The following is a 24847-nucleotide window of genomic DNA, read 5'->3' as shown; positions in this document are numbered from 1 at the left end:
GCAGCTCAGCAAAGCACAAAATAGGCGGCAAACAGCAAGATAAAAAGAGGAAAAAGTATAGAAAGGGAAGATACAAAAACAGGATCGCTCTGGCAAGCAACCTTAATAAGACGGTATAAGGCTATAACTTTACGATGCTCTCATTTACGCGATCACGCATTTCCTTGCCCGGCTTAAAGTGTGGAACGTACTTTCCCTCTAGAATTACAGCATCACCAGTCTTAGGATTTCTGCCAGTACGAGGCGCACGATAGTGCAATGAAAAACTACCAAAACCACGAATCTCAATACGCTCGCCAGACGCAAGAATATCCGACATATAATCCAACAAAAGCTTCACAGACATTTCAACATCTTTAATAGTCAGCTGGTTCTGCTTTTCAGTAATATATTCAATCAATTCTGACTTTGTCATAACCTGATCTCTGTTATTAAAAACACTCAAGTAATAGAACTGAACAAATCAATACAAACCATTAAAAATTATAGCTAGGTAAAAATCGGTGACCGGATATAACGCCAGTCACCGATTCGCAAGAAAGATTACTCTTTACTTTGCATTTGCGCTTTAATCAAATCACCTAAAGTGGTCGGAGAAGCCTGATCAGACTGCTTGCTAGAAAGCTCTTTCATAGCGGTCTTCTCTTCTTCAACATCTTTAGATTTCACTGACAAGCTGATGCTGCGGTTTTTGCGATCTACCGCAATAATCTTAGCTTCAACCTCATCACCTACTTTGAGCAGGTTGCGCGCATCTTCAACTTTCTCACGGCTCAACTCAGACGCTTTCAAAGTAGCTTCTACGTCGTCAGCCAAGGTGATTACAGCTGCTTTAGCTTCAACTTCTTTAACGATACCTTTAACAACTGCACCCTTATCATTTACAGAAACGTATTCTGAGAATGGATCGGTTTCAAGTTGCTTGATACCCAAAGAAATGCGCTCACGCTCTGGATCGATTGCCAATACAACAGTTTCCAGCTCATCGCCCTTCTTGTACTTACGCACAGCTTCTTCGCCAGCTTCGTGCCAAGAGATATCAGACAGGTGAACCAGACCGTCGATGCCGCCATCCAAACCGATGAAGATACCGAAGTCAGTGATTGACTTAATTTTGCCGCTGATCTTGTCGCCTTTGGCACAAGTACGAGCAAATGCATCCCATGGATTTTCTTGACATTGCTTCAAGCCCAAGGAAATGCGACGACGCTCTTCGTCGATATCCAACACCATAACTTCGATTTCGTCGCCCAATTGGACAACTTTTGAAGGGTGAATGTTTTTGTTAGTCCAGTCCATTTCTGAAACGTGGATCAAACCTTCAACACCTTCTTCCAACTCTGCGAAGCAGCCGTAATCAGTCAAATTGGTTACTTTTGCTTTCACACGAGCGCCTTCTGGGTAACGCTTGGTGATTTGAATCCATGGATCTTCACCCAATTGCTTCAAGCCCAAGGATACGCGATTACGCTCACGGTCGAATTTCAATACTTTAACGTCAATTTCTTGACCAACTTCAACGATCTCACCTGGATGCTTAATACGCTTCCACGCCATATCAGTGATGTGCAGCAAGCCATCTACGCCGCCCAAGTCAACGAATGCACCGTAGTCGGTAAGATTTTTGACGATACCTTTAACTGCTTGACCTTCTTGCAGAGTAGCCAGCAATTCATCGCGCTCAACAGAGTTAGCTTGTTCCAATACCGCACGACGAGAAACAACTACGTTGTTACGCTTTTGGTCTAACTTGATGACTTTAAATTCAAGCTCTTTACCTTCGAGATGAGTAGTTTCGCGCACAGGGCGAACATCTACCAATGAACCTGGAAGGAAGGCACGAATACCAGCAACGTCAACGGTGAAACCACCTTTAACCTTGCCATTAATAACACCTTTGATAACTTCTTCAGCAACATGAGCTGCTTCAAGAATTTTCCACGCTTCGGCACGCTTGGCCTTCTCACGTGACAATTTAGTCTCGCCGAAACCGTCTTCAACACTTTCCAGCGCTACTTGTACTTCGTCGCCGATTTGGAGAGTCAACTCACCCATTTCGTTGCGGAATTGCTCAGCAGGAATAACACCTTCTGATTTCAAGCCGGCGTGAACAGTCACCCAGTCTTTATCGATGTCAATTACTACACCAGTAATAATGGTCCCAGGAACCATATCAACAGTTTTTAGGCTTTCTTCAAATAACGCAGCAAAACTTTCGTTCATACTCATGGTATTACCTATAAATTAGAGGCACCGACGTCAACAACACGCCTTACCTATTCCGCACGGCCAGTCACACGGGTCAGTTAAAGTAACGCGAAAACCCCCTCAGGCTGGGTTTGACAGTTTTCACCACTGCTAAAATGTACTTAATGGTCAACTCAAAGAATGGAATATTAGCAGGTGCGCAAGGCTAGCAGAATGCCCTTTATATTTCAATAGCTTAGCTAAAGTTAGCCACACACCAAAGAGGCAAAATTGGCAGGGTTACAAAACATTCTGTGTTTTGCCCGGGCACTTCAGGCAAAACACAAAAAAGCACAGTATTATCAGCGATTTACCGCACAACACTCAGGCCGCGACCAACAGCATAATATTTAAACCCCAATGCCGCCAATCGTTCAGGCTCATACAGATTCCGTCCGTCAAAAATGACAGGGGCGCGCAGAGCCAACTTAAGCAGCTCAAAGTTGGGGGCACGAAAGTTTTTCCATTCCGTACAGATAATCAACGCGTCCGCCTTTTCAAGTGCCGCCTCCTTTGTTCCCACAAGCTTAAGGTCATCCCTCAAACCATAAATATGCTGCGTTTCTTCCATGGCAACAGGATCATACGCCTGAACTTTTGCGCCAGCAGCCCAGATGGCCTCCATTAAAACCCGACTCGGGGCTTCACGCATGTCATCGGTATTCGGTTTGAAGGATAAGCCCCATACAGCAAACACTTTGCCTTGAAGGTCGCCATCAAAGTGACGATCAATATAGCCAAACAATTTATTTTTCTGAGCTTGATTTACCCTATCGACCGCTTCCATAAGGCCAGCCTGATAATCAACATTGCGCGCGATCTTAATCAGCGCCCTCACATCTTTGGGAAAACAGGATCCACCATAACCGCACCCGGGATAAATAAAGTGATACCCAATTCGCGGATCCGCACCTATACCGTTACGAACCTTTTCAATATCAGCGCCTAATAGCTCAGCCAAATTGGCCATCTCATTGATAAAGCTTATTTTGGTTGCCAACATTGCATTTGCAGCATATTTAGTCAGCTCCGCCGAGCGCACATCCATAAAAATCATTCGATCATGACTACGGTTAAATGGGGCATACAACTCACGCAATAACAACTCAGCCTTTTCACTATCAGTCCCGATTACAATTCGATCAGGCTTCATAAAGTCATTGATTGCAGCACCCTCTTTTAGAAACTCTGGATTAGAGACAACATCAAAAGGGATATTTTCACCGCGCACCGCTAGCTCGTCGGCAATCGCTTTGTTGACTATTTCTGCAGTACCTATAGGCACAGTAGATTTATTAACGACAACCTTATAATCAGTGATACAGCGGCCAATTGTTTTAGCTACCGCAACAACATACTGCAAGTCTGCAGAACCATCCTCACCTGATGGCGTACCTACCGCAATAAATTGCAATTCACCATGCTGTACACCACGATTCATATTTGTAGTGAAATTAAGCAAACCATTTAGCACAGCTTGCTTAACAACAGACTCCAGCCCCGGCTCGTAAATCGGAATTATCCCGGCACTCAAGTTATCCACTTTAGCTTGGTCAATATCAACGCAAAGAACATCATGCCCAACATCTGCCAAGCAGGCACCAGTCACCAAACCAACATAACCAGTACCAAATACAGTGACTTTCATTAGAAACCTCTAACTTAAAATAACTTACGAGCGACCATAACTATCTTCATAACGAATAACATCGTCATCTTCAAGGTAAGGACCCGACTGAACCTCGACAATCTCCAAAGGTATCTTACCGGGGTTACTTAATCGATGCTTTGTGCCCACGGGAATATAGGTTGATTCATTTTCCGACAATAAAATCGTCTCATCACCTTTTTGTACCAATGCGGTACCCTTAACAACAATCCAGTGTTCAGCGCGATGGTGATGCACCTGTAATGATAAACTTCCACCAGGTTTTACACGAATACGATTCACCTGATAGCGATCGCCGCTATCTATTGCGTCGTAGCAACCCCAAGGCCGATAAATTTCGCGATGCTGAAGATGCTCAGAGCGCTTTTGTTTTTCAATATGACTGATGATTGACTTTACTTCTTGCGCTTGCGACTTATCTGCAACTAACACAGCATCCGGTGTATTAATAATCATTAAATTATTAACCCCTAGGGTTGCTACCAACTTGTCTTGCGAAAACACCAAGGTGTTAGTTGAACCTATATCGATACTGTCGCCAATCAAGCTGTTGCCAGAGGCGTCTTTATCAGAAAGATCCCAAAATGATTTCCAGTCTCCTACATCACTCCAACCTGCATCGAGAGGCACGCAAACTACATTTTTGCTTTTCTCCATTAATGCGTAATCAATAGAAATATTAGGCGCCTGTGCAAAGGCATCTTTATCTACTCGAATAAAATCCAGATCTTGCACAGCCAAAACCTTAGCTTGCTCAGCAGCAACAACCACATCAGGGCTTTGTTCCTGCAACTCTCGCAAAAATACTTCCGTCTGGAATACAAACATACCGCTATTCCAGTAATAACATCCCTCAGCTAGATACTCCTCTGCCGTAGCCAAATTCGGTTTTTCTACGAACTCAGATACAGGAAAAAACACATGTGCACCAGAGTCATTCAATGTCTTTATATAACCATATCCGGTTTCAGGGCGCGTAGGGTGCACACCGAAGGTAGCGAGATGCCCACCTTGAGCAGCACCAATAGCATCAGCCACTGCACCTTGAAAAACTACCACCTCCCTAATCATGTGATCTGCTGACAACACTAAAAGAATAGGGTTGTCACCTAACGTTCGGGCATGAATAGCAGCCAATGCTAATGCAGGTGCGGTGTTACGAGCGATTGGCTCTAGAATTATTGATGACTCCTTTTGGCCAATCTCATGCAACTGCTCCGCCACCATAAATCGATGCTCCTCATTGCAAACAACAATAGGCGGAGCTAGATTTTTTACGCCCTGCAAACGTAACAACGTCTGCTGCAACATGGTTTTATCGCCGAACAGTTTGAGCAGTTGCTTCGGATAATGTTTGCGAGACAAGGGCCAAAGGCGTGTTCCCGAACCACCAGCAAGTATCACAGGAATAATCAATTAATTCTCCTTATACACAAAGGGTTACACCGAAAGCCTTGAGTTGCTAATTCCGTCTACGCTTAGTAAGCGACGACTTATAAACAACTCAACCTGACCATCAATTAATGTTTGTAGCGTTCTTTCATAAATGATGTAAATGCACCACCCACATCTGCATGGCGCTCACCATAAATAACATTAGCCATCATATAGCCAATTTTTGTTCCGCAGTCATGGCTACGCCCTACTAACTGATAAGCTTCAACAGTCTCCTGCCCAAGAAGTGCATCCAAAGCATCCGTCAATTGAATCTCACCACCTGCACCCGGCATAGTTTTCGCCAGTAAATCCCAAACGGTTTTTGACAAAACATAACGCCCGACAATAGCCATATTGGAAGGAGCCTCATCAACGGGAGGCTTTTCTACCATTGCTTTAATAGGCGCCGTTTTTCCTACCGGAATATCCGCACCGGAACAATCTACAACACCGTATTTATCAACTTGATTATGTGGAACCTGCTCAACAAGAATCTGGCTATTGCCAGTTTCTTCAAAGCGTTTAGTCATTCCCGCTAAATTATCTTGTTTGAGATTGCATTCAGCATTGTCAACAATCACATCAGGCAGCAAGACCGCAAAAGGTTCATCACCCACAACAGATTTAGCGCAAAGTATTGCATGCCCTAATCCTTTAGCCTCGGCTTGACGCACCGAAATAACAGTAAGGCCCGGCGGTGTAATGGAACGCACTTCGGCAAGCAATGAACGCTTCAGCCGCGACTCAAGCTGAGCTTCCAATTCAAAACTGGTATCGAAGTGATTTTCAATCGCGTTTTTACTGGCATGTGTTACCAAAACAATTTCTTTGATACCTGCCGCTGCCGCCTCTTCAATCACGTATTGAATTAATGGTTTATCAACCACTGGCAACATTTCTTTGGGAATTGCCTTGGTTGCAGGCAACATACGTGTTCCAAGACCTGCCACAGGAATAACTGCTTTTTTAACTTGCATGATTGTATCCTTTTAAATTTTTTATGTTAGCCGTTGAGTAAACTCAACACTTCAGCTGTTTTTTGCTCAACCAATACTTGATCATTACGGCTCTCTACATTAAGTCGCACGACTGGCTCGGTATTAGACATACGCAAATTAAATCTCCATGTATCAAACTCAAGACTGATTCCATCCGTCTTATCGATAGCTTTTGCATCGGCAACATAGTGATTAAACACTCTATCTATTGCAGTTTTTGGATCTACAACATGGCTATTAATTTCACCTGGTGACGGGAACTTTGCAATTCTATCCTCAAGCATGCTCGATAGAGTCTGTGTTTTGCGCCCTAACAACTCGCAAACCAACAACCAAGGAATCATTCCGCTGTCGCAGTAAAAAAAGTCACGGAAATAATGATGCGCACTCATCTCACCACCATACACCGCATCTTCTTCACGCATGCGCTCTTTGATAAAAGCATGCCCAGTTTTAGACTGAATTGCCTGGCCTCCATTTTTTTGAGCAATATCAAGCGTATTCCACGTCAAACGAGGGTCATGAATAATCTTTGCGCCCGGGTTTTTGAGCAGGAAAGCCTCTGCCAACAAACCGACAATATAATAACCTTCAGTAAATGCACCGGTTTCATCAAATAAAAAACAACGATCAAAATCTCCATCCCACGCAATTCCCATATCTGCTTTATGCTCGATGACCGCAGCGGTGGTCGATGCGCGATTCTCTACCAATAGCGGGTTGGGAATACCATTTGGAAAAGTACCATCTGGCTCATGATTGATCTTAATAAATTCGAAAGGTAGGTATTTTTCGATAGCATCTATCACATGCCCTGCCGCGCCATTGCCTGCGTTCACCACCAAACGTAATGGCTTTAGCTGGGTCACATCAACATAAGACAACAAGTGCTGAACATAAGCGTCTAAAATACTCAGCTCACGAATATTCCCACGCGTTGAAAAATCTACTTGAGCAAAATTATTATCCTCAGCCAGCTGCTTTATTTCATTCAAGCCTGTATCACCACTAATTGGCTTTGAGTTAGCACGCACCAATTTCATTCCGTTGTAATCAATTGGATTATGGCTAGCTGTTATCTCAATACCACCATCTGTTTTCAAATAACTTGTCGCAAAATAAATTTCTTCTGTGCCAGCCATTCCTATATCGATAACGTCAACACCTTCATCGCGCAAACCATTACTTAATGCATTCTTTAACGTTTTACTGGTCAAACGGACGTCACCACCCACAACAACACTTTTGGGCTTTAGAAACTGCGCATAAGCACGGCCAATACGATAAACAATATCTTCATTGAGCTCATCGCCCAGCTTCCCGCGAATATCATAGGCTTTAAAACACGTTAAATTCATATTCTAATCTCATCGTAAATGGAAGATATTTTCTGCGATGCTGTTGTGCTGAATATATTGTTATAAAAAGAATATCCTGTGCAAACTAGTTGAGTATTCTTACCGTTTGTTGACATGAGTTGCACTTAAAGGGGTCATTTAATTGCTGTCAGTATTTTTGCAAACACCTCATCAATTGACATCGCCGTACTATCAATAATAACTGCATCAGGTGCTGGCTTCAGTGGAGAGATGGAACGATTAGAGTCGCGTTCATCGCGCTCACGTATATCATTTATCAATTCGCTCATATCTACAGCTTCGCCTTTTCCACATAACTGTTTGTAACGTCGCTCCGCACGCGCTTCTGGACTGGCAGTTAAAAACAACTTAACTTGTGCATTAGGAAAGACGGTGGTTCCCATATCTCTCCCATCGGCAATCAACCCTGGACCAATTGCAAATGCACGCTGACGCTCAAGCAATGCCGCTCGGACTTTCGGATAAGCAGCAATCTGCGACGCAGCCATACTCACCACCTCTTGACGAATTGCGCCTGCCACATTTTCTCCTTCCAGCAAAATCTGAGCCGACTCGCCATTTTCAAGGCTGAATCTCACATCCAGCCCTTCTGCCACCTTACTTACAGCCTGCTCATCGCTCAGCTCAACGCCTTTTTTTATCACTGCCAGTGCAACCAGACGATAAAGCGCACCACTATCCAGCAGATGATAATTTAAATGTCGCGCCAACATTTGACTAAGAGTTCCCTTGCCGGAACCACTTGGACCATCGATAGTAATGACAATGGGAACTGAAACATTCATAGCAAACACCAAACTTCCTTAATGATCACACACCAAAAATTAGATCAGCGTCTTAATAATAGATTGGCAGGTTTCGGTAGGATTGACGGACTGGGTAATTGGCCGACCAATCACCAAATAACTGCTGCCGGCCGCAATTGCGGCAGCAGGCGTTAAGGTACGCCGCTGGTCATCGGTGGGGGATGTTTCCAAGCGAATACCTGGGGTTACAAGGCAAAATCCCTTGCCAAGCTGAGTGCGCATTTGCACCGCTTCTTGAGCGGAGCAAACTACTCCGTCCAGACCGCAGCGCTGCGTAAGACTAGCCAGCTTCATAACCTGCTCTTCAGGACTATTTGCGATACCAATACCTGACAAATCTGTAGCGTCCATGCTAGTAAGAACAGTAACAGCTATTAATAAGGGTACCTTGCCCGTGCGACGCTCCAGAATTTCACGCGCAGCAACCATCATCCGCTCGCCACCAGATGCGTGCACATTAACCATCCATACACCTAATTCAGCAGCAGCTTTAACTGCTTTACTGGTAGTACTGGGAATATCGTGAAATTTAAGGTCGAGAAAAATCTCAAATCCCAGTGACATCAATTGTTCGACAATCTTGGGGCCACATGCAGTAAATAGTTCTTTGCCTACTTTTAGACGACAATCTTGCGGAGATAATAGCTTTGCCATGGCTAGACATTGATCTGCATTATCAAAATCCATGGCGACAACAATGCGCGGACCCAGAGTGGACATTTCTTGACCTCATAAAAAGAAGAGCCCGAGTCAATAGACTCGGGCTCTCATTAAAACAAAAATCCCCGCAAAATTCATTCGTTAACACCGACTAGGGCGTTAACAATCACTTAAATGCGGATATTTTCTCGATTAGCAGCAAGCGTTGCCTCTCCGATTCCCTTAACCTCCATTAACTGCTCTACAGTTTTGAAGTTACCATTCTCCTTACGCCACGCAACAATAGCTTCAGCCTTCTTTTCACCTATGCCTTTTAGCTTGGTCAATTCCTGTACATCTGCAGTATTAATATTAATGCCCGCCTGAGGTGCAACCATTTCAGCCTTAGCTGTAGGTGATTTCACTGCTGGCGTATCAACTGCAAATGCCAAAGAAGAGGTGCCAAAAGACAAAATTAGGATGGATAAAAAAGAAAGAATAAATTTCATGTGATGCTCCTTATGGGTTTATGAAAATCGTACACTTTTCCGTGTACCCAACCAGAGTATTATGTTTTGCGATTGCCACCAAGACGACAATTACCAAATCGAATGTGCGATATTTCTTACAAAATCGCGCCAAAAAAAAGCCCTAGTTCACACTAAGGCTTTTTAAGGTTTTATGCGCCTCAACCAATCAAGGTTTTCAAATCTGCAGCGTTCCAGTGAGGGAAATACTTGCGAATAAGTGCATTTAGCTCGATTTCAAAGTCGCTGTACTGAGTCGGCGTTGTCGCTTTTGACTCCAGCTGCTCGATAACCATGCCAGCGCCTACGGTGATGTTAGTGAGACGATCAATCACAATAAATGCACCGGTCGCACGATTATTATCGTACTTGTCGGCAACTACAGGTTGAGTCAATAACACATCAACTACAGCGATATCGTTTAACTGCAACTGATTAACTATTGAATGTTCCTGTGTATTTACGTCGATGCGATAATTGATGGCCTCAATCGATCCACTCACCACTTTGCTGGCGAATTTAAACAGGTATTCAGAATTCGCTTGAGCGCCTTTTTCTGCCATCCATACAACATGGGCCTTAAGATGATTGGATTGCGGCACCGAATCTTTTGCTAACACCAGCATGTCGCCACGGCTGACATCAACCTCAGTAGTGAGTGTCAAGGTGACTGCCTGGCCAGTAAACGCCTCCTGCAATTCCCCATCGTAAGTCACGATGGATTTTACATAGCTTGTTTTACCGGAAGGCAAAACGCGAATTTCATCGCCAACCTTCACTACACCAGATGCAACATTACCGCAGAAGCCACGGAAGTTGAGATTGGGGCGGTTGACATACTGTACGGGAAAACGAAAATCCGAATAATTTTTGTCGCCGGCAATAGGCACAGTTTCAAAAATTTCCATCAAGGTTTGACCTTGATACCACGGTGATCTCTCTGAGCGATTCACCACGTTGTCGCCATCCAATGCAGAGATAGGCACAAACATCACATTGTTCATGCCTAATTTCGCCGCAAAATCAAAATAATCTTGTTTGATTTTATCAAACACTGCTTGATCAAAATTCAACAAATCCATTTTATTAACAGCAACAACAATATGTTTAATGCCGAGCAGTGAGGCGATATAACTGTGACGACGAGTTTGGGTAACTACGCCATAGCGCGCATCAATCAAAATAATCGCGAGATCGCAAGTAGACGCACCCGTCGCCATGTTGCGTGTGTACTGCTCATGGCCTGGTGTGTCCGCGATAATAAATTTACGCTTTGCCGTAGAAAAATAACGATAGGCAACATCGATCGTAATGCCCTGCTCGCGCTCTGCTTGCAAACCATCTACCAGCAGCGCCAAATCGATTTTTTCGCCAGTAGTACCGTGCTTAACACTGTCAGAGCGGATTGCATCCAATTGATCTTCATAGATCATTTTTGAATCATGCAATAAACGGCCAATCAAGGTGCTTTTGCCGTCATCTACGCTGCCGCAGGTTAAAAAGCGCAGCAATTCTTTTTGTTCATGTTGCGCGAGATAGGCGTTGATATCCTGCGCAATTAATTCGGACTGATGACTCATAAGGGTCTCTTTGCAATCAGTAAGTTGTAATAACTACAATTTTCGAAAAGGGTTAAAAACAACGAATTAGAAATAGCCTTCTTGCTTTTTCTTCTCCATTGAACCGGAGCTATCGTGATCAATTACCCTGCCCTGACGCTCCGATGTGGTCGTCAACAGCATTTCCTGAATAATTTCCGGCAAGGTGGTCGCTTCAGATTCAACCGCTCCGGTTAATGGATAACAACCGAGCGTGCGGAAACGCACCATTTTTTCTTCAACTTTATCCTCTGGGCCAATCGGCATACGGTCATCATCAACCATGATGAGGGTGCCGTCGCGCTCAACCACTGGGCGTTTGGCTGCAAAGTACAGCGGAACAATGGGGATATTCTCCAAATGAATGTACTGCCAAATATCCAATTCAGTCCAGTTAGACAGAGGGAATACACGAATACTTTCACCCTTATCTACGCGGCCATTGTAAATATTCCACAATTCGGGGCGTTGATTTTTAGGATCCCAGCGATGGTTTTTATCGCGGAAAGAATATACGCGCTCTTTTGCACGGGACTTTTCTTCATCGCGACGAGCGCCACCAAAAGCCGCATCAAAACCATATTTATTCAGCGCTTGTTTCAAGCCCTGGGTTTTCATGATGTCGGTGTGTTTGGCGCTACCATGAGTAAATGGCCCCACACCCATATCAACACCTTCTTGGTTGATATGCACAATCAGATCCCAACCCAAGTCTTTGATTCGCTGATCGCGAAACTCAATCATTTCACGAAACTTCCACGTAGTGTCTACGTGCAACATAGGAAATGGTGGTTTACCAGGAAAAAAAGCCTTCATGGTGAGATGCATCATTACCGCAGAGTCTTTGCCGACAGAATAAAGCATGACCGGTTTATCAAACTCAGCAGCCACTTCGCGGATGATATGAATACTTTCAGCTTCAAGCTGCTTGAGGTGAGTCAAGTTGTAATTTGACATTCAATAGTTACCAGATAAGTACAGCGTTGGCGATTAACACGAGTGATATAAAAACAGCCGCGATTATATAGAGCCTGAACGCAAGGTTTAATGACTAATTGTTTCTAAGTTTATTCCTGTAAGTTTGGACGCTTACAAATTAATCTTCTTTTTGTGCGGCATGGCGCTTGGCTAACAAAAGCGTAAACTCATCACGCGCCTCTTTTGCGCGACTAAATACATTGAGTAAATAATCGCTATCTTCGTGCTCAATACTGCTACGCAAGCGCGACAAGTTGTCGATAAACAAATCCATCGATTGCAAAATTGCAGTTTTGTTAGCGCGCATAATGTCATGCCACATTACCGGATCACTGGATGCAATCCGCGTAAAGTCGCGAAAACCGCCAGCGGCATAACGAAAGATATTGGGGTTTTTTATATCTTCAGCGAGCGTATCTACCAATGAATAGGCAATCACATGCGGCAAGTGGCTGGTTGCACCCAACACTTCATCGTGCTCGACAACCGACATGCTCAACACTTCTGCACCAACGGTTTGCCACATCCGGGTAACCAAATCGATATGCCAAGCTGCGGTATTATCCAGAGGCGTTAGAATAACGCGATGATTCTCATACAGATTAGGGTTGGCTGCTGTAACACCACTTTTTTCTGAGCCCGCAATAGGGTGCCCAAGTACAAACTGTGATGGCACCTGACCAAAAACAGCCTCGGCTGCACGCTGCACGCTGCCCTTTACACTGGCGCCATCGGTGATGGTGACAGTATCGGCAACGCAGTGTTTGATTTCTTCCAAAACCGCATTGACCGATAAGGTGGGTACCGCAATAAAAATAACGTCACCCTGCCCCAGCTCACCGGCAATTTCTTGTAGCGAGGTATAGGCACGATCAACCACACCATGATTTACCGCTTCCGTGCAGGTTTCCGCTTTACGCGCAATACCGATTACTTCATTGCACGCATTACGCTGCTTTAAGCCGGTAGCCAGGCTCCCGCCAATCAAACCTATACCAACAACAACAAATTTATTGATCAGGGGTTGGGACATAAATAATCACAATACCGCTTTGGGATAAGAACCGAGCAATTTCAAATCGGCGCAACGGCTAGCGACTTCTTTCATCACATCGCTAATTAATGGCTCATCAACATGGCCGGCAAAATCGATAAAAAATACGTAAGTCCATGCGCCGGTACGCGAAGGGCGAGTTTCCACACGGGTTAAATCAATATTGTGACGATGAAACGGCTCCAACAGTTTATGCAGCGCGCCCGGTTCATTGCGCATAGCAACAACAATCGAGGTTTTATCAACACCGCTTTGCGGAACTGCTTGTTTACCAATAATTAAAAACCGCGTGGAGTTATCTGGCTGATCTTCAATTTTTTCAGCAATCATTTTCAAACCGTATCGCTCTGCTGCCATGGAGCCTGCGATAGCAGCTGCATTCCACTCACCTTTCAAGCGCTTGGCCGCTTCAGCATTACTGCTGACTGCGATACGCTCGGCTTTGGGATAGTGGGCATCTAACCATTTGCGACATTGTGCAAGTGATTGGGAGTGAGAGTAAATGCGAGTGATATTGTTGACGCTAGTAACATCAGACACCATCAAATTGTGATGAATACGTAATTCAACTTCGCCACAAATTTTCAGGTTAGAGCCCATAAAATTATCGAGCGTGTGGTTCACTACACCTTCCGTCGAATTCTCGACCGGAACTACGCCGTAATTAACTGCCCCCGCTTCAACTTCGCGAAATACTTCATCGATCGCAGAAAACGGGAGCACAATGGCCGAGTGACCAAAATGTTTTAACGATGCCTGCTGAGTGAAGGTGCCCTCTGGCCCTAAATAGGCAACCTTGATAGGGTTTTCTAGCGCCAAACAAGCCGACATAATCTCGCGAAACAAGCGCGCAACTTCTTCATTGCTAAGAGGGCCCTTATTGCGCTCCATGGCTTTACGCAAAACCTGCGCTTCGCGCTCAGGGCGATAAAACAAAATCTTGGCATCTTCCGGCAGATTTGCTTTTTTTACATCGGCCACTTCTTGCGCGCACTCTGCCCGCGCCGAAATCAAACGACCGATTTCTTCATCGATCGAATCGATTTTATTGCGCAGCGCAAGTAATTTTTCTGCTTCGGTTTGATCTGTGCTCATCTACTCACTCGATTACTAATAGGCCAATTACCTATCGGTTAATTACTCCTGGTCGCTCGCATCATCTGCGGCATCATCGATAATGTCGTCCGCCACATCATCTGCAGCTACACCATCGTCAAGCGCTTCTTCACCTTCTGTTGCTTCAGAGCGCGCCAATTCACGCTTGGCATTTTCATCGACGTTTTCTTCGATGCGCTCCAAGCCCTGCATACGCTCGCCTTCTTTCAATTTAATCAGGCGCACACCTTGGGTATTACGGCTCAATACAGAGACTTCATCAACACGGGTACGAACCATAGTGCCTTGGTCAGAAATCAACATGATTTCTTCGCCATCAAATACTTGTACTGCACCGACCAATTGGCCATTACGCTCGGTAGTTTGCATACCAATTACACCCTGCGAACCACGACCTTTCGCTGGGAATTCACCTACTTCAGTGCGCTTGCCGTAACCATTTTCACTTACGGTAAGTACTTGGCCGTTTTCCATCGGGATAACCATGCCAACTACACGCTGACCTTCGGCTAAACGAATACCGCGCACACCACGCGACGTACGGCCCATCGCACGCACTTGTGATTCACGGAAACGTGCCGCTTTACCGGAGCTGGAGAACAACACCACATCGCACGAACCGTCGGTGATTGCGGTGCCTACCAAGGTATCGCCTTCGTCCAATTCAATCGCACGCAAACCAACGCTGCGCTGACGCGAGAATTGGGTTAGAGCCGTTTTCTTCACCGTACCGTTGGCCGTGGTCATGAAAATAAACTTGTCATCATCGTAAGACTTAACCGGCAGAATCGACGTGATGCGCTCGCCTTCGTCCAACGATGGCAACAAATTAATCACCGGACGGCCACGGGATTGGCGACCCGCAACTGGAATCATGTACACCTTCAACCAATACACTTTACCGGCATTGGTAAACAGCAACACCGTATCGTGAGTGCTGGCGATCAATAAGTGCTGAACATAGTCTTCATCTTTCACTGCGGTTGCAGATTTGCCCATACCGCCGCGACGCTGTGCTTGATAGTCATCTAACGGCTGACTCTTCGCGTAACCGCCGTGAGAAATAGTCACTACGCGATCTTCAACGTTGATTAAATCTTCGTTAGTCAGATCCATACTAGAAGCAACAATTTCCGTGCGACGTTTATCGCCGTAGTCGTTGATGACTTGCGTCAACTCTTCGCGGATAACTTCCATCAAACGTAAAGCATTGCCCAGAATCTCAAGGAACTCAGCAATTTGGATTAATTTTTCGTCGTATTCGGCGAGCAGTTTGTCGTGCTCCATACCGGTCAAACGGTGCAAGCGCAATTCAAGAATCGCCTGCGCTTGTGCGGCCGACAAATAATAATGGCCATCGCGCATGCCAAATTCAGCACCCAAATCTTCCGGGCGGCAGGCATCTTCACCCGCGCGCTCAAGGTAGGGCGCCATTTCAGCCGCATTCCAGCCGCGCACCATCAAACCTTCTTTTGCTTCAGCAGGAGACGCAGAGTTTTTGATCAGTGCGATAACTTCATCGATATTGGAAATGGCAACCGCCAAACCTTCGAGGATATGGCCACGCTCACGGGCTTTACGCAGCAAATACACGGTGCGGCGTGTAACCACTTCGCGACGATGCTTAACAAATGCTTCAAGCAATTGCTTAAGGTTGAGAATTTTGGGTTGACCGTCATCCAGCGCAACAATGTTGACGCCGAAGGTGGTTTGCAGCTGGGTTTGCGAAAACAGATTATTCAGCAGTACTTCGCCAGACTCGTTGCGTTTTACTTCAATAACGATGCGCATACCGTCTTTATCAGACTCATCGCGCAGTTCGCTAATGCCTTCAATTTTCTTTTCTTTTACCAGCTCAGCAATACGCTCAATCAAACGCGCTTTGTTCAGCTGATAAGGAATTTCGTGAACGATGATCGTTTCGCGGCCGGTTTTTTCATCGCGCTCAATATCGGCTTTAGCGCGCACAATAATACTGCCGCGACCGGTGCGATATGCCTGCACAATGCCAGCACGGCCATTAATGATGGCACCAGTGGGGAAGTCCGGCCCGGGAATAAATTCCATCAACTCTTCGATGGTGATGTCGGGGTTGTTAATTAACTCCAGACAACCCTGCACAACTTCTTTCAAATTGTGGGGCGGAATATTGGTCGCCATACCTACGGCGATACCTGATGAGCCATTGACCAACAGGTTGGGAATACGGGTGGGCATTACTGCCGGGATTTGCTCGGTGCCATCGTAGTTAGGCACAAAATCGACAGTTTCTTTGTCGAGATCTGCCAACAAATCATGGGCGATTTTTGCCATACGGATTTCGGTATAACGCATCGCTGCTGCACGGTCACCATCGACCGAACCGAAGTTACCTTGACCATCAACCAGCATATAACGCAATGAGAAAGGCTGCGCCATACGAACGATGGTGTCGTATACAGCGGTATCACCATGCGGGTGATATTTACCGATTACGTCACCCACCACACGGGCAGATTTTTTATAGGGCTTATTCCAATCGTTATTCAGTTCGCTCATCGCAAACAGCACGCGACGATGCACAGGCTTCAAACCATCGCGCACATCTGGCAAAGCACGACCTACGATTACACTCATGGCGTAATCAAGGTAGGATTGTTTGAGTTCGTCTTCGATACTGACTGGTGATATTTCTTTGGCGAATTCGACCATGGGAATACAGCTTTCCTTTCTTATTAAAGCTACGGGCTTAATTAAGGCTTTAGTTATGAGCTGCGACTGCACCAATTAGACAGGTAGCGCCTATTATGCGCACCAATCAAAAAGAGACAAAAACCGCTACCCTACTACTTGCCAAACAAAAAACTGGCTAAAAATGCATCTAACGCTTAATTCAGGGGCGCGATGTTAGCATAAATTCTACGGTATAGGCAGTTGGCACAACGCCATCACTCTGAAAACACGAACGATTTAAGCCATAAAAGGAAGGCAGTAAATCCCATAGGCGCAGCTGCAAATCTGCCCTAGCCCTGCAGAGTCTTTGCAGTATACTGGGCGCCTCTTTTTTGCGACCCAAGCTAGCCCTTACACCTATGTTGACGCCCACACCCGAGCAACCCTTAATCGACCTGATTGTAAAAGCCCGCTGGATAATTCCCGTGACCCCAGAAAATCGGGTGCTGGAAAATTGCGCACTAGCAATCGATAAAGGGCGAATTTTAGCGATAATCCCCAGTGATGAAGCGGAGCGCCGCTTTAATACCACAGAGATTGTCAACCTCGGCAGCCATGCATTGATTCCCGGGTTGGTTAACGCCCATGGGCACGCGGCGATGAGTTTGCTACGCGGCTATGCCGACGATCAACCGCTGCACACCTGGCTCAACGATCACATCTGGCCCACCGAAAACCGCTGGGTCGGCGAAGAATTTGTTCGCGACGGCACCCAGCTGGCAATGGCAGAGATGATCAAAACGGGCACCACCTGCTTTGCGGATATGTATTTTTATCCTGAACAGGCCGCACAGGTTTGCCTGGAAGCCAAAATGCGCAGCCAGATTAGTTTTCCGATTTTCGATTTCGCGACTTCATGGGGCATGGGTGCAGACGATTACTTCGCCAAGGGGCTCGCCCTGCATGACAGTTTGCGCGCTACCGATTTAATCAATATTGCCTTTGGCCCTCATGCGCCCTATACAGTGTCGGACACCCCACTGCAAAAAATTGCGGTACTCGCGCAAGAAATGGATATGCCGGTGCAAATCCATCTGCACGAAACAGCGTTTGAGGTGGAAGAATCACTTAAGCAATATGGCAAGCGCCCAACCCAGCGCTTGATGGAGTTAGGTTTACTCTCGCCTCTGACCCAATGTGTCCATATGACACAAATTAACGATATCGATATAGCGCTGTTGCAACAAACCGGCGCGCATGTTGTGCACTGCCCAGAATCCAATTTGAAATTAGCGAGCGGATTTTGCCCCGTCGATAAATTAATCAAAGCGGGAATTAATGTCGCACTCGGCACTGACGGTGCCGCCAGCAATAATGATTTGGATTTATTCAGCGAATTAAAAACCGCCGCATTGCTTGCCAAAGCGGTCGCCGGTGATGCCGCCGCACTTGATGCCCACGCTGCACTGCGTATGGCAACACTCAATGGCGCCAAAGCCTTGGGCATGGAAGAAAAAATCGGCAGCCTTGAAGTGGGTAAATTTGCCGACATGACCGCTATTGATTTAAGCGGACTCGGAACACAACCTTTATACAACCCCGCATCACAATTGGTGTATACCCATTCCGGTCAAGGGGTAAGTCATGTGTGGGTGCAAGGCAAAGCGCTGCTCGTTAATCGCCAATTGCAAACCCTGGATGAACGCGAAATTTTAGGTAAAGCCAATTGGTGGCGAAAACAAATCGCCACTCACTAAATTTACAAAGCGGAAACATATTATGGCCAATGTCGATACTGCCGAAATTGCAAAATTTGAAGCCCTCGCCAGCCGTTGGTGGGATAAAAATAGCGAATTTAAACCGCTGCACGACATCAACCCATTGCGCGCCAATTTTATTGATGAGCGCTCACCGGTAGCACAGAAAAAAATTATCGATGTCGGTTGCGGTGGCGGCATTCTGGCCGAATCACTTGCGCAGCGCGGCGCAATAGTGACAGGGATCGATATGGGCGAAGCGCCTTTAGCGGTTGCACGCCTGCACGCACTGGAGAGCGGCGTTGAATTGACCTACGAACAAACCACCGCAGAAGATAAAGCCGCACAACTGCCCGGTGCCTTTGATGTAGTTACTTGCATGGAAATGTTGGAACACGTACCCGATCCTTCATCGGTGGTGCGCGCTTGCGCAGCGTTGGTGAAAGACGGCGGCGATGTATATTTTTCTACTATTAATCGCAGCCCAAAGGCCTATGCCTTTGCGATTCTCGGCGCTGAATATATTTTGAAATTGCTGCCTAAAGGCACACACGATTACAGTAAATTTATTCGCCCATCGGAATTAGCGCAGTGGTTGCGCGCGGCAGGTCTGGAACTGCAAACCATTACCGGCATGACTTACAACCCACTCACCAAACATTACAAGCTCAACCCCAATGATGTGAACGTTAATTATTTGCTACATGCAAAAAAGGTCGGCAATTAATGGCTAAACCTATTCGCGCAGTTATGTTTGATTTAGATGGCACTCTATTGGATACCGCGCCCGATTTTGTCGTAGTAGTAAATCAACTACTGAGTGAACAAGCGCGCCCTGCACTCGCAGCAGAAATAATCCGCGCTGGCGTCTCTAACGGCTCAAAAGCATTAATCAAACTCGCGTTTTCGCTCGATGAAAGCCACGAACAATTTGAGCCACTGCGCCAACGCTTATTGGAATTGTATTTAGCGCACATCGCAGTTCACACCGTACTTTTTCCTGGAATTGATAAACTGCTGGACAAATTAGCCGATCACAATATCGCCTGGGGAATTGCCACTAATAAACCGTCTACCTACACATTACCTTTAATGGCCGCATTGAATATTCAACCTGCACCACTCAGTGTGATTTGCCCTGACCATGTTGCGCGCAGCAAACCTGATCCAGAATCTTTATTTTTGGCAGGAACTCAACTGGGTTGCTCGCCCGAAGAAATTATTTACATCGGCGATCACAAGCGCGATATCGACTGCGGTAAAGGTGCGGGTAGTATCACGATTGCCGCCGCTTATGGTTATGTTGATGCAGGTGATGATCCGGCAAACTGGAATGCCGACTACTGCGTAAACCACGCCGATGAAATCTGGCCCATTATCGAACAACACCTGTAAAACCCTGCGATTTTTAAATCGCTACCTTATTGAAGATACACTTATGCAAATACCTTCCGATTACACCATTAAACCCGATGCACTGAGCGGAAAAATTATTCTTGTCACCGGCGCAGGCGCAGGCATAGGCAAAACAGCCGCAACCACGTTTGCCGCCTGCGGTGCTACGGTAATCCTCTGTGGCCGTACCATGGCAAAACTGGAACAGGTTTACGATGAGATTGAAGCAGCGGGCCACCCGCAACCTGCAATTTTTCTCATCAATTTTGAAAGCGCAGTAGAAAAAGATTACGACGATATGTGCAATGCGCTGGAAGATACATTCGGGCGCTTGGATGGCATTCTGTTTAACGCCGCCGACTTGGGCGAGCGCACTCCACTCAGCAATTATTCGGTTAGCGCTTGGCTGCGCTGCATGCAAGTGAATGTGAACTCACCGTTTATGATGACTCAGGCGTTGCTGCCACTACTGGAGCGCGCCGAAAATGGAAGCATTGTATTCACCAGCTCCAGTGTTGCATTTAAAGGCCGCGCCTTTTGGGGTGCTTATGCAGCATCCAAGGCAGCGCAAGAAAATTTTATGCAAACACTGCATGATGAATTGGAAGGTGCAACCCGCATCCGCGCAAACAGCATTAATCCAGGTGCAACTCGCACGGCGATGCGTGCATCAGCTTATCCTGCGGAAGATCCAGAAACCGTAAAAACACCGGCCGAGCTGATGCCCTCATACGTGTATTTACTGAGTGATGATTCGGTGGGCGTTAGTGGCCAAGCATTCCATTATCAACAATAGAATTGTGCTGCCGCCAAATCATCAAAAAATCTGTGTAATAAAAAAGGAGATCGAGTGATCTCCTTTTGGCCATGTATTAAATCTGCCGCTCAGTGACTGGATTTTTGCATCATCTCCAGCAGCGATGCCTCCGCGCGGGACAAGCCGCAGCGACGCGCAACTTCATCACAATCCATCCCCATTTTGAACATTTGTGCCGCCTGAGAATATGGCTGAAACTCGTCGTCATTGTAGTAATCAATTTTTTCGGGCGGTTTAGTCAAATTAGCCTGTAAGCGTTTTTCCATGGCTAGCAATCGCTGCCCCATACCGACTGAGCCGCTGCTGGACGCGGCGACTTCACGCATTAATTTCTGAATCAACTTTTCGTTAGCATCAGCCTGCCGACGCACGTGTTTCAAACTCAGCACTGCGATCACCAGTGCAATAACACTGATCGCTGCGGATACAGCCAGCCCCATCTCCAACACTGTCATGAATATTTCTCTGTGCCTGATTCCGTCATTTGCGATCAGCTTGCATGGTTGCGCCGCGACCTATACATCCTCCAATTCTGACCACTCTTCACTGGTTAACAATTTATTGAGATCAATCAGAATTAACAGCTCATTGTTTTTGTGACAAACACCTTGGATAAACTTCGCGCTTTCCTCATTGCCTACGTTAGGCGCGATCTCCATTTCTGATTGGCGAAGATAAACCACCTCTGCCACGCTATCCACCAAAATACCAATCACATGGCGATCCGTTTCGATAATTACAATTCGGGTGTTATCGGTAATCTCACCGCTAGACAAATTGAAACGATGACGGGTATCAATTACCGTCACCACATTGCCTCGCAAATTAATAATGCCCAACACATAGGATGGCGCACCAGGCACCGGAGCTATTTCAGAGTAGCGCAGCACTTCCTGCACCTGCATTACATTGATACCGTAAGTCTCACCATCCAAGCGAAAAGTGACCCATTGCAATACGGGATCATCACTACTTTTATTTTTTGCTGCATCAGTTGCCATCGTCTAATTCCTCTAAGGCCGCACTACAGGGCGGCAAATCACATAAATGTCGTTATAACTATAGCCGAGGACTTTTCCTATGCCACTTTTGTTTAAGGTGTAAAGTTTTTGTCTGCCTCAATCAATATCTGCCCAATTCTGGGAATATCCAAAAGCGCGCACATGTGATCTTTAACCGTACCCGCAAGCCATGGGCGCTTACTGCGATCACCGCGCCACTTTACATCTTCCGGCATAAGCGTAATGGGCTGATTAACAGAATCTACCGCCAACCCCCAAGGAACGCCATTGATCGACATGACATACTTAGCAGTTTCCAAAAAATGGGGGTCATAGCGCTCTGGCATTACAAATTTGGCAGTGTTTACCGTACGAATCTTACCGGCGGCAGTTGGCTGAAACCCCATAAACCAGTCGGCCTGACCAAATAATGGAGTCAACTCATCAGTCAGCGGCTGGATTTGACCCAGTGAAATCAAGGGCACCGCGAGTGTTAAGCCTGACACTTTAAACAGCAGCACATCAAAACGGGACTGCGCCCACTGTGGGCGCCCATTCTCCAGCCACTCAAGACCTTGGATTTGAAAATGCCCCGCTTGCGGAATATCCTCATGCTGAGTTTGTTCTGCAACAATCGGCACCTCACTATTCGCACCGACCGTCAATACCTCATCAATCAGACCCTCAACATCCCACTCTTGAATCTCGTCAGGATCGCTTACGAATTGCGTTTTAGTCTCGGTTGATACCTGTGTCGCCACCGGTACATCAACCAATAATTCAGTTCTCGCTGACTGCAATAACTTTTCTAGCTTGCGCTTCTGCTCAAGTGATTGAATAGCCTCAGGCTCAGCAAAAGTGGCCATGGCTTGGGGAGCTAGTTTGCTTGTTGGCTCTGCACGCAAAACTGGCTTTTTAGGTTTTTCGTCAAGGTTTTTTTTAGTCGGCAAGGCAACTACACGTGCGCTACCTGCGCCTGCAGCAACAGGCATTGGTCGCTCATCCATTGCATTGAACGCCTGCTCAAGCAAATCTTCTCCGCCCAGCAGATCATCAAAGTAATTATTCAAGCTGTCATCAGGCGGCTTGATGCTATCACCTGAGTCTTTTTGCTTAGTCACGAGCCCATACCTGTTTTATTGGCAACCACAACGGGCGGATTATCTGGTGTTGATTCATCGCTACGAATCGCTTTTTCCAGCCAATGCCATAGAGACAAATAAGCATCAGCACCGCGACTGGTAGGGTCAAAGATATGTGGCGGCACTCCGGCTTTGCTCGCATCGCGAAAACGGGTATCAATGGGGATATGCCCAGGCCAAGCCTGTTCAGGATATGTATTGCGAATGGTACGCAAGCTGGTTACCGATGCCTGGGTGCGGCGGTCAAACATGACAGGGACAATCGTATAGGCCAACGCTTTTTTGCGTGAACGCGACATCATCCTAAGCGTATTAACCATACGCTCCAAACCTTTAAGCGCGAGAAATTCAGTCTGTACAGGAATTACCAAGTACTGGCAGGCAGCCAGTGCATTGATCATCAGGACACCTAACAAGGGCGGGGTATCTATCAGTACATAGTCGTAATCATCAGCGATATGCGCTAACGCCCGGCTCAACACCAAACCCATTCCATCCTGCCCTATGGCTTGACGCTCCAAAGTCGCCAAGGCGGTTGCCGATGGAAGAATATGCAGATTGGGATAATCAGTCGCAATAATTAGCCGCTTGATTGAATCCCGCGATAGCTCTTTACGCTCTTGAAATAAAGTGTAACTGCTCAGTTGTTGCGCGTCAGGATCCTGGCCAAAATAAGTGGACAGAGAGCCATGAGGATCGATATCAAGCAATAAAATACGCTTCCCGGACGAGGCAATTAACCCGCCAAGAGACACGCTAGTTGTGGTTTTTCCAACCCCACCTTTTTGATTTGCTATTGCCAAAACACGCACGATTAAACCCTCACTGGCGTCAAACACCAGACATTTTTGTCATTAATACATGCAAAGCAAGGTCTATGCCCATTCAACGAAAACAGGATTATCTATTTACCGGGTGCCGATTGACAGCCAATCAAGGTGATTATTTTTCAATCAGGGGATAGTAATTATTGCCTAGCACCAAGGAACGTCAAGCTATCGGCATTTATTCAAGATTATTTAGCTGAAGCGTAAAGCTGAAAATGACTTGCAGGCTAGGTACCACAGGAAAATGGCTCAAGCAGACATTATTGTGCAGCTAATCCACTAAAACTGAAGTTCGTGAGCGGTATTACCCGGCGATCAGCCTGCTTAATCATTGCTTCTGCCCAAGTGAAATTTTCAAACTGTGCAAACAAAGCGTCAAAACTACCATCCTCCTGAGCTATTTTAAGCCCAAGGCCGATGCGTTCAGCTAACTGGGTATTAGATTTATTAACGTAAAAATAAACTGGGTTGTCATAGCGAAGCAATAACTCCTGCTCGAGTGTTATGCCTTTGGTAGCATAACGACTAATCTCAGGTAAAACTTGATGCGCACCACGTGAATAGTAATCAAATCGCCTGGAAACGAGCATTTTGAACAAATTAAAATAACTCATGCTTAACACCAAGGGTAAGCCATTCTCTTCCATGACAATTCTATCTGGCCAATGCGAGCCAATCCCACCGCGCAAACGACGCAAGTCCGCAATAGTTTTAACCTGGGAAAAGTGATCCCCTCCGCCAACTTCGGACAGTTCACTAACATACATTTCTTGCCTCAAAGCGCTCTGGGCTAATAAAGCCAATAGCG

Annotated in this window: 22 protein-coding genes and 1 pseudogene; 4 read left to right on the top strand and 19 right to left on the bottom strand. The window is 46.2% G+C overall.

Going from position 1 to position 24847, the window contains the following annotated elements; all coding sequences use genetic code 11:
* Positions 1 to 121 precede the first annotated feature (121 nt).
* From ihfB to gyrA, 14 genes are all read right to left on the bottom strand, one after another.
* A complete protein-coding gene (gene ihfB / locus AWU77_RS06195) occupies positions 122 to 415 on the bottom strand; it encodes an integration host factor subunit beta (protein ID WP_062060420.1) in 294 nt (97 codons plus the stop codon).
* A gap of 128 nt (positions 416 to 543) precedes the next feature.
* On the bottom strand, positions 544 to 2223 hold the full coding sequence (rpsA, locus tag AWU77_RS06190; RefSeq protein WP_062060538.1) for a 30S ribosomal protein S1: 1680 nt from the start codon (positions 2221 to 2223) through the stop codon (positions 544 to 546).
* Positions 2224 to 2557: 334 nt separating this feature from the next.
* Positions 2558 to 3895 carry a UDP-glucose/GDP-mannose dehydrogenase family protein gene (locus tag AWU77_RS06185; RefSeq protein ID WP_062060417.1) on the bottom strand — a complete coding sequence of 446 codons (1338 nt, stop codon included), beginning with the start codon at positions 3893 to 3895 and terminating at the stop codon, positions 2558 to 2560.
* 24 nt (positions 3896 to 3919) lie between these two features.
* Positions 3920 to 5332 (bottom strand): mannose-1-phosphate guanylyltransferase/mannose-6-phosphate isomerase, encoded by a 1413-nt coding sequence (locus AWU77_RS06180; protein ID WP_062060415.1) that lies wholly within the window; start codon positions 5330 to 5332, stop codon positions 3920 to 3922.
* Between the two features lie 104 nt (positions 5333 to 5436).
* Positions 5437 to 6330: a UTP--glucose-1-phosphate uridylyltransferase GalU gene (gene galU, locus AWU77_RS06175; protein ID WP_062060413.1), complete on the bottom strand. Its 894-nt coding sequence runs from the start codon at positions 6328 to 6330 to the stop codon at positions 5437 to 5439.
* 26 nt (positions 6331 to 6356) lie between these two features.
* The gene (locus tag AWU77_RS06170) at positions 6357 to 7709 is read right to left on the bottom strand and encodes a phosphomannomutase/phosphoglucomutase (protein WP_062060411.1); all 1353 of its coding nucleotides are present in this window, start codon (positions 7707 to 7709) and stop codon (positions 6357 to 6359) included.
* A 134-nt stretch (positions 7710 to 7843) separates the two neighbouring features.
* Positions 7844 to 8515, bottom strand: coding sequence for a (d)CMP kinase (gene cmk, locus AWU77_RS06165; RefSeq protein WP_062060537.1), 672 nt, complete (start codon positions 8513 to 8515; stop codon positions 7844 to 7846).
* Between the two features lie 39 nt (positions 8516 to 8554).
* Positions 8555 to 9256 carry an orotidine-5'-phosphate decarboxylase gene (pyrF, locus tag AWU77_RS06160; protein ID WP_062060409.1) on the bottom strand — a complete coding sequence of 234 codons (702 nt, stop codon included), beginning with the start codon at positions 9254 to 9256 and terminating at the stop codon, positions 8555 to 8557.
* 110 nt (positions 9257 to 9366) lie between these two features.
* Positions 9367 to 9684: a helix-hairpin-helix domain-containing protein gene (locus AWU77_RS06155; protein WP_062060407.1), complete on the bottom strand. Its 318-nt coding sequence runs from the start codon at positions 9682 to 9684 to the stop codon at positions 9367 to 9369.
* A gap of 179 nt (positions 9685 to 9863) precedes the next feature.
* Entirely contained in the window at positions 9864 to 11282 is a 1419-nt protein-coding gene (gene cysN / locus AWU77_RS06150) for a sulfate adenylyltransferase subunit CysN (protein ID WP_062060405.1), read from the bottom strand.
* A 66-nt stretch (positions 11283 to 11348) separates the two neighbouring features.
* Positions 11349 to 12257 carry a sulfate adenylyltransferase subunit CysD gene (gene cysD / locus AWU77_RS06145; RefSeq protein WP_062060403.1) on the bottom strand — a complete coding sequence of 303 codons (909 nt, stop codon included), beginning with the start codon at positions 12255 to 12257 and terminating at the stop codon, positions 11349 to 11351.
* Positions 12258 to 12396: 139 nt separating this feature from the next.
* Positions 12397 to 13311 (bottom strand): prephenate dehydrogenase/arogenate dehydrogenase family protein, encoded by a 915-nt coding sequence (locus tag AWU77_RS06140; protein WP_062060402.1) that lies wholly within the window; start codon positions 13309 to 13311, stop codon positions 12397 to 12399.
* Positions 13312 to 13317: 6 nt separating this feature from the next.
* Entirely contained in the window at positions 13318 to 14427 is a 1110-nt protein-coding gene (pheA, locus tag AWU77_RS06135) for a prephenate dehydratase (protein ID WP_062060400.1), read from the bottom strand.
* A 42-nt stretch (positions 14428 to 14469) separates the two neighbouring features.
* Complete coding sequence (gene gyrA, locus AWU77_RS06130) at positions 14470 to 17139, bottom strand: DNA gyrase subunit A (protein WP_062060398.1); 2670 nt, start codon at positions 17137 to 17139, stop codon at positions 14470 to 14472.
* A 380-nt stretch (positions 17140 to 17519) separates the two neighbouring features.
* On the opposite strand from gyrA, the gene AWU77_RS06125 reads away from it, so the two are divergent.
* The 4 genes from AWU77_RS06125 to AWU77_RS06110 are packed head-to-tail and all read left to right on the top strand — an operon-like array spanning position 17520 to position 21048.
* Positions 17520 to 18857, top strand: a complete 1338-nt coding sequence (locus AWU77_RS06125) for a TRZ/ATZ family hydrolase (protein ID WP_062060395.1) — start codon at positions 17520 to 17522, stop codon at positions 18855 to 18857.
* A 22-nt stretch (positions 18858 to 18879) separates the two neighbouring features.
* A complete protein-coding gene (gene ubiG / locus AWU77_RS06120) occupies positions 18880 to 19584 on the top strand; it encodes a bifunctional 2-polyprenyl-6-hydroxyphenol methylase/3-demethylubiquinol 3-O-methyltransferase UbiG (RefSeq protein ID WP_152625288.1) in 705 nt (234 codons plus the stop codon).
* Positions 19584 to 20252, top strand: a complete 669-nt coding sequence (locus tag AWU77_RS06115) for an HAD-IA family hydrolase (protein ID WP_062060391.1) — start codon at positions 19584 to 19586, stop codon at positions 20250 to 20252. The genes ubiG and AWU77_RS06115 overlap by 1 nt, the downstream gene beginning before the upstream one ends.
* 43 nt (positions 20253 to 20295) lie before the next feature.
* On the top strand, positions 20296 to 21048 hold the full coding sequence (locus AWU77_RS06110) for a YciK family oxidoreductase (protein WP_062060536.1): 753 nt from the start codon (positions 20296 to 20298) through the stop codon (positions 21046 to 21048).
* Between the two features lie 89 nt (positions 21049 to 21137).
* Here AWU77_RS06110 and AWU77_RS06105 read toward each other — a convergent pair whose 3' ends face one another.
* The 5 genes and pseudogenes from AWU77_RS06105 to AWU77_RS20465 all read right to left on the bottom strand — a co-directional run.
* Positions 21138 to 21524 carry a DUF2802 domain-containing protein gene (locus tag AWU77_RS06105; protein WP_062060389.1) on the bottom strand — a complete coding sequence of 129 codons (387 nt, stop codon included), beginning with the start codon at positions 21522 to 21524 and terminating at the stop codon, positions 21138 to 21140.
* A gap of 60 nt (positions 21525 to 21584) precedes the next feature.
* Positions 21585 to 22070 (bottom strand): chemotaxis protein CheW, encoded by a 486-nt coding sequence (locus AWU77_RS06100; RefSeq protein ID WP_062060387.1) that lies wholly within the window; start codon positions 22068 to 22070, stop codon positions 21585 to 21587.
* A 92-nt stretch (positions 22071 to 22162) separates the two neighbouring features.
* Complete coding sequence (locus AWU77_RS06095; RefSeq protein ID WP_062060384.1) at positions 22163 to 23191, bottom strand: chemotaxis protein CheW; 1029 nt, start codon at positions 23189 to 23191, stop codon at positions 22163 to 22165.
* Positions 23188 to 24024 carry a ParA family protein gene (locus tag AWU77_RS06090; protein ID WP_062060534.1) on the bottom strand — a complete coding sequence of 279 codons (837 nt, stop codon included), beginning with the start codon at positions 24022 to 24024 and terminating at the stop codon, positions 23188 to 23190. The genes AWU77_RS06095 and AWU77_RS06090 overlap by 4 nt, the downstream gene beginning before the upstream one ends.
* 275 nt (positions 24025 to 24299) lie before the next feature.
* Positions 24300 to 24847, bottom strand: a pseudogene (locus AWU77_RS20465) (hypothetical protein); the annotation flags it as partial.

It is taken from the genome of Cellvibrio sp. OA-2007, from assembly GCF_000953825.1.
Lineage (GTDB): Bacteria > Pseudomonadota > Gammaproteobacteria > Pseudomonadales > Cellvibrionaceae > Cellvibrio.
This window is presented reverse-complemented; position numbering and strand designations above follow the sequence as displayed.